Origin of the sequence: Desulfovibrio sp. 1188_IL3213, from assembly GCF_036763145.1 — a bacterium.
Lineage (GTDB): Bacteria > Desulfobacterota > Desulfovibrionia > Desulfovibrionales > Desulfovibrionaceae > Desulfovibrio.
On the sequence record NZ_JBAIYR010000124.1, the window covers coordinates 1 to 5,783 of the forward strand.

4 protein-coding genes are annotated in these 5,783 nt (G+C 56.8%); 2 read left to right on the forward strand and 2 right to left on the reverse strand.

The features are described from left to right. A partial coding sequence (locus V6C16_RS06840; protein WP_333542936.1) for a glutamate decarboxylase occupies positions 1-1,263 on the reverse strand: 1,263 nt, incomplete at its 3' end. Between the two features lie 3 nt (positions 1,264-1,266). Beyond that, positions 1,267-2,760 carry an amino acid permease gene (locus V6C16_RS06845; RefSeq protein ID WP_333536185.1) on the reverse strand — a complete coding sequence of 498 codons (1,494 nt, stop codon included), beginning with the start codon at positions 2,758-2,760 and terminating at the stop codon, positions 1,267-1,269. A gap of 409 nt (positions 2,761-3,169) precedes the next feature. Here V6C16_RS06845 and gadC point away from each other — a divergent pair, with 409 nt between their 5' ends. Both gadC and glsA read left to right on the forward strand, forming a co-directional pair. Continuing rightward, on the forward strand, positions 3,170-4,675 hold the full coding sequence (gene gadC, locus V6C16_RS06850) for a putative glutamine/gamma-aminobutyrate antiporter GadC (protein WP_333536184.1): 1,506 nt from the start codon (positions 3,170-3,172) through the stop codon (positions 4,673-4,675). An 84-nt stretch (positions 4,676-4,759) separates the two neighbouring features. Next, complete coding sequence (glsA, locus tag V6C16_RS06855) at positions 4,760-5,692, forward strand: glutaminase A (RefSeq protein WP_333536183.1); 933 nt, start codon at positions 4,760-4,762, stop codon at positions 5,690-5,692. The last annotated feature ends 91 nt before the right edge of the window (positions 5,693-5,783 follow it).

Below are 5,783 nucleotides of genomic sequence, written 5' to 3' on the forward strand. Positions count from 1 at the left end.
GTGACGCACCAGCACGCGCATGACCACGAGGTCTTCGCGGTGAGCGGGCATGGAGTAGGCAGGCACCTGCCAGCCGCGTGAGCGCAGGCGGTCCGAGAGGTCATAAAGGCTGTAGTTGACCTTGGCATCGGCCTTGAAGGCCCAGCACAGGGCCGGGATGCCGCCGCGCCCGTTGTACAGCACTTCAAAGGGGCCGAGCTTGGCAATTTCATCGCCCAAAAAGCGGGCCGTATCGTAGCAGTTCTGGTGAATGCGGCGGTAGCCTTCGCGGCCCAGGCGCAGGAAGTTGTAGTACTGGGCAATGATCTGGCCGCCGGGGCGGGAGAAGTTGAGCGCAAAGGTGGGCATGTTGCCACCCAGATAGTTCACATTGAAAATCAGGTCTTCGGGCAGGTCGCTTTTTTCGCGCCAGACGACCCAGCCCACGCCAAGCGGGGCAAGGCCGAACTTGTGGCCCGAAGAGTTGATGGATTTGACGCGGGGCAGGCGGAAGTCCCAGAGCAGGTCAGGCTCGATGAACGGCGCAAGAAAGCCGCCGCTGGCCCCGTCCACATGGATGGGGATATCCCAGCCCTTGTCTTTCTGCAGCTTGTCGAGAGCCTTGCTCACTTCTTCCACCGGCTCATACTGGCCGGTAAAGGTCACGCCGAGGGTAGGCACAACGCCGATGGTATTTTCATCGCAGCGTTTGATGACTTCTTCGGCATTCATGATCAGGCGGTCTTTTTCCATCGGAATTTCACGCAGCTCAACGTCCCAGTAACGGGCGAACTTTTCCCAGCAAACCTGCACCGGCCCGCAAACCATGTTGGGTTTGTCATAGGGCTTTCCTGCGGCCTTGCGCATGTTCACCCAGCGGCGCTTCATGCCAAGCCCGCCGAGCATGGCGGCCTCGCTGGAGCCGGTGGTGGAGCAGCCAAGGGTTCCCTTGGGGTCCGGCGAATGCCACAGGTCGGCCAGCATGTGCACGCAGCGTGTTTCTGTTTCGGCGGTCTGCGGGTACTCGTCCTTGTCGATCATGTTCTTGTCAACGCATTCGGCCATGATCTGGTTGATTTCGGGATCAACCCAGGTCTGGCAGAAGGTTGCCAGATTCTGGCGCGAATTGCCGTCCAGCATAAGTTCATCGTGGATGACCTGATAAACGTCGCGGGGGCGGCTTTCCTGCAGGGGCATCTGATAGCGCGGCATGGCATTCGCCATATCCGACGCGGCATAGGTGTCGTCAAGTACGGTGTTACGCAAGGTGTTTTTCGCAGTCATACTTTAGTCTCCATTGTTGCCGTTAATTGAAAAATCGTTTTCCACACGCGTTGCATGCTTCCATTGAGGTTTTTTAAAAGCCTGGATAATGAGCGGGATGGCGATGAAGATCGACAGTCCGCCCGCCACAAGGGCTACGTAAAGCGCGGGATTGCCCACAGGCAGGTTGTGCGGCGGAAAAAATCCCGCGGTAAAGGCGAAGGCCACGCCCAGAAAGCCCGTGCCGCCGATAAGAAACATGCCCATGATGCCTCCGGGCACGCTGTATGTACGCGGCAGATCGGGCCGGGTGATGCGCAGGCGTATGGCCGCGCCGAACATGAGCAGATACATGGCCAGGTAAATGCTGGCCGTAAGCGTTGTCAGAATGAAAAAGGCGATGCTGACGTTTTTTACCAGAAAGTAGATGGAGCTCAGGGCAAGAACGATAACTCCCTGAAAAGCCAGCAGCGCCACAGGCGCACCGGCCTTGTTTACCTTGCCGAAAAACGGCGGCGACTCGCCGTCGCGGGCCGTTTGCAGCATGCCCTTGCTTGGGCCGGATACCCAGGCCATCACATTGCCCACGCCGCCGAAGGTAATAAGCAGGGCAATCAGCGGCACAAGAAAATCCAGGTCAAACTTGTGCAGCATCAGGGAAAAGGCTTCCATCAGCCCGGCTGTGAGGCTTATTTCCCTGGGGGTAAGCACCGTTGCCACGGCAAGCGAACCCATAAAGTAAACAAGAAAGGCAATGGCCGAAGCCAGCAGCATGGCAATGGGAAAGTCCCGGCGTGGATTTTTCATGTTTGCGGCCTGAACCCCCTGCACCTCGATACCCGAAAACATAAGCAGAATGCCTGCAAGAAAGGTTACGCTGCCAAGGCCCGTGAAGTGCGGGAAAACGCGGGGATGCACATGTTCGCGCACCATGTGGCCGTCCACCGCCTGCGCGCTTTGCGTCAGAAAGGCCACGTCATTGCCCTGGTCAACCCAGAACTGGCCAAGAATGATGATGAACAGGCTTGGAACAAGGGTTCCCATAAAGACGCTGTACTTGGTCAGCGTGTTGACCGTGCTGGTGCCGCTCAGGGCAACGCCCGTGGCGCAGGCGTAGATGCCGATGCTGACAAGCCCCGTATAGACGCCGCTTTGCGACAGATGTGGGTCGCCCAGGCAATAGGCCAGAGATGCGGCGGAAAAGCCGAGAATTGTGGGATACCAGGCCAGGGTCTGCACCCATTGCAGCCATATGGCAACAAAGCCCCAGCGCGGGCCGAAAGCCTCTTTTACCCAGATGTAGACGCCGCCTTTGCGTTCGGCAAAGGCGCTGCCCAGTTCGGCGGAAACCATGCCGGCAGGCAGAAGAAAAACAACGGTGGCAAAAAGGATGTAAAAAACCAGGGAAAGTCCTTCAAGAGCCATCATGGGCAGCGCGTTCAGACTTACAACCGTTCCCAGGGCCATCAGGGCAAGGGTTGAAATGGCGACCTTTTTTGGGGGGGTGTGTTCGGACATCCGTATTCCTCTGGCGTATCTTGTCAATCACGAGGGAAAAGGCCGACCGGGGCGTATATTGCCCTGACGAGCAAAGAAGAATCGTTTTAATTAGTAAAAAGCTAAACATGCTTTGCTTTTTTTTACAACTTGTTTGTTGATAAACAAGAGGCGCGGCGCAGCTTCAGGCAGGTAATTTTTTCGGTATTTACAGCATGTTATCTGATATTTACTATCGCGATAATTGAATATTATTGTTTTATTTTAAAATGATAGGATAACTGCCGCCATGCATGTTGACGCAATGCATAATTTTTACTAGTTTTATTTTAACTGAAAATAACTATTTGTATCGAAAGCTTTTTACCGGACGCGGGCCGTTTGACAAGCAAGCGGCGAAACAGACTTTGCCAACACAGGAGCAACTGCTATGGGAGAAGTTAAAGAACAGACATCCGGTTCAAAAATGACTATTACGACCATAGTCATAATGAATATCACTGCGGTCGTCAGCCTGCGCTTTCTCCCTTCCGAAGCGGAATACGGATTGGGCGCAATCTTTTACTATGCGTTTGCGGCCCTGGTTTTTCTGGTGCCAATGGCGCTGGTGGCCGCAGAGCTGGCTACCACCTACCCGGAGAAGGGTGGTGTTTTTCGATGGGTCAGCGAGGCGTTCGGGCCGCGCTGGGGCTTTTTGGCCATGGCAATGCTGTGGATTGAGGTTATCCCCTACTTTCCCACAGTGCTGACCTTCGGGGCCGTGTCTATTGCCTTTATGGACCCCAACGTGAGCATGGCCGAAACCATAGCGGCCAATAAATGGTACATTACGGGCTTTGTGCTGATTGTATACTGGGTGTCGGTGTTCATTGCCCTGCGCGGGGTCGGCATATTCGCACGGGTGTCAAAATGGTGCGGTATCGTGGGTACGATCATCCCCGCCGGGGTCGTGGTCGTGCTGGGCTTTGCCTATCTTTTCTGCAGCGGCAAGCCGCCGTTGATTGAACTGAGCTGGGGGGCGCTGATTCCCGATTTCACCAACTTCAGCAACATCGTTCTTGCGGCCAGCATCTTCCTGGCCTACGCGGGTATGGAGATGAACGCCGTACACGTCAAGGACATGGATAATCCCACCAAAAAGTACCCCATAGCCATTACCATCGCCTCGGTAGGCACGGTAGCCATCTTCCTGCTGAGCACCCTTGGCATCGCCTTTGTTGTTCCCAAGCAGGACATCAACCTTACCCAGAGCCTGCTGCTGGCCTATGACCTGCTGTTCAAGTGGATCAACGCCGAATGGCTGGGTTCCGTGCTGGCCGTCATGCTGGCTTTCGGCGTGCTGGGCGGCGTGGTTACCTGGATTGCCGGTCCCAATACCGGTGTGCTCGCCGTCGCCAAGGCCGGGTATCTGCCCCGCTGGTTCCAGAAGACCAACCGTTTCGGCATGGGCAGTCATCTCATGCTCGTGCAGGCGGTGGTTGTTACCATCCTGTCCATCACCTTTGTGGTCATGCCCTCGGTGCAGGCAGCCTTTCAGATATTGTCGCAGCTTACGGTCATTCTGTATCTGGTCATGTACATGCTCATGTTCGCCAGCGGTATCCGCCTGCGGCTGAGCCAGCCCAACCGTCCGCGACCCTACCGGGTTCCCGGCATGTACCTGTGGGCCACTCTGGGTTTTCTCGGTTCGATGCTGGCCTTTGCGCTCAGCTTTGTGCCGCCGAGCCAGATTTCCATCGGCAGCCCTGAAACCTACATGATGTACCTTATCGTGCTGGTGGTCGTTTTTGTGGCGATTCCGCTGACGATCTTCGCCCTGCGCAAGCCCGAATGGCGCGATCCCGATTCAGACTTTGAACCGTTCACCTGGGAAAAGGAAAAGGCTCAGGTGCAGGCCCCTGCACAGCCGCCGGCCGGAACGCAGGCCGGAAGTTAGCGCCCGGGGTTTCATGACAACATAATTGTTTATGATAAAGCCGTGATAGCTCTGCTATTGCGGCTTTATCAAAAGGAAAACACCATGCCTGACATTGCAAAAATCCAGTCTGTGGTGAACAGCGCGCACGCGCAATTCGGCAAGGCTCCCGGCGGGGCCAATGCCGACTACATCCCTTTTCTGGCGAATATCCCCAGCGACCTTGCGGCCGTGGCCGTTGTGACGGCCCAGGGGCAAACCGCGGCGGCCGGTGATGCGGACTACCGCTTTGCCATTGAATCCATTTCCAAGGTCTGCACGCTGGCTCTGGCGCTGGAAGACTTCGGTCCGCAGGCCGTTCAGGAAAAAATCGGAACCAGCCCCACGGGCCTGCCCTTTAACTCGGTCATGGCGTTGGAACTGCACGGCGACAAGCCGCTTTCGCCGCTGGTCAACGCCGGGGCAATGGCCTCGGCCAGCCTTGTGAAGGCGCATTCCACAGAAGAACGCTGGCAGCGCATACTGGACATGCAGCGCAGGCTCGGCTCAAAGGAAATAGCCATTTCTGACGAGCTGAACCAGTCGGAGCAGACCACGAACTTTCATAATCGCGGCATTGCCTGGCTGCTGTATTCCGCGGGCTATATGTACTGTGACCCTATGGAAGCCTGCGATGTTTACACGCGCCAGTGCTCGACCCTGCTCAATACCGTGGAACTTGCAACCATCGGCGCGACCATCGCCGCGCGCGGGCGTAATCCCGTTACCGGAGAACAGGTGCTCAAGCCGGAGCACTGCCCCTGCATCATGGCTGAAATGACGATGGAAGGCATGTATGACAGTTCGGGTGACTGGGCCTACAGGGTGGGGCTGCCGGGCAAGAGCGGCGTTGGAGGCGGCATATTGACGATTGTGCCGGGGGTGCTGGCGATTGCGGCATTTTCACCGCCTCTGGACAGTGTGGGCAACAGCGTACGCGGGCAAAAGATGGCGGCCTTTGTTGCCGGAGAACTGGGGTATAATCTTTATAAGGCCTGATTGGCATGCCTCATGCCCCGCCGGACACGCTTGCAGCCCGGCGCAGGCTGTTGCGGCCCACCTTGCCTTTGCCGGGTGGGCCGCTCGGTTC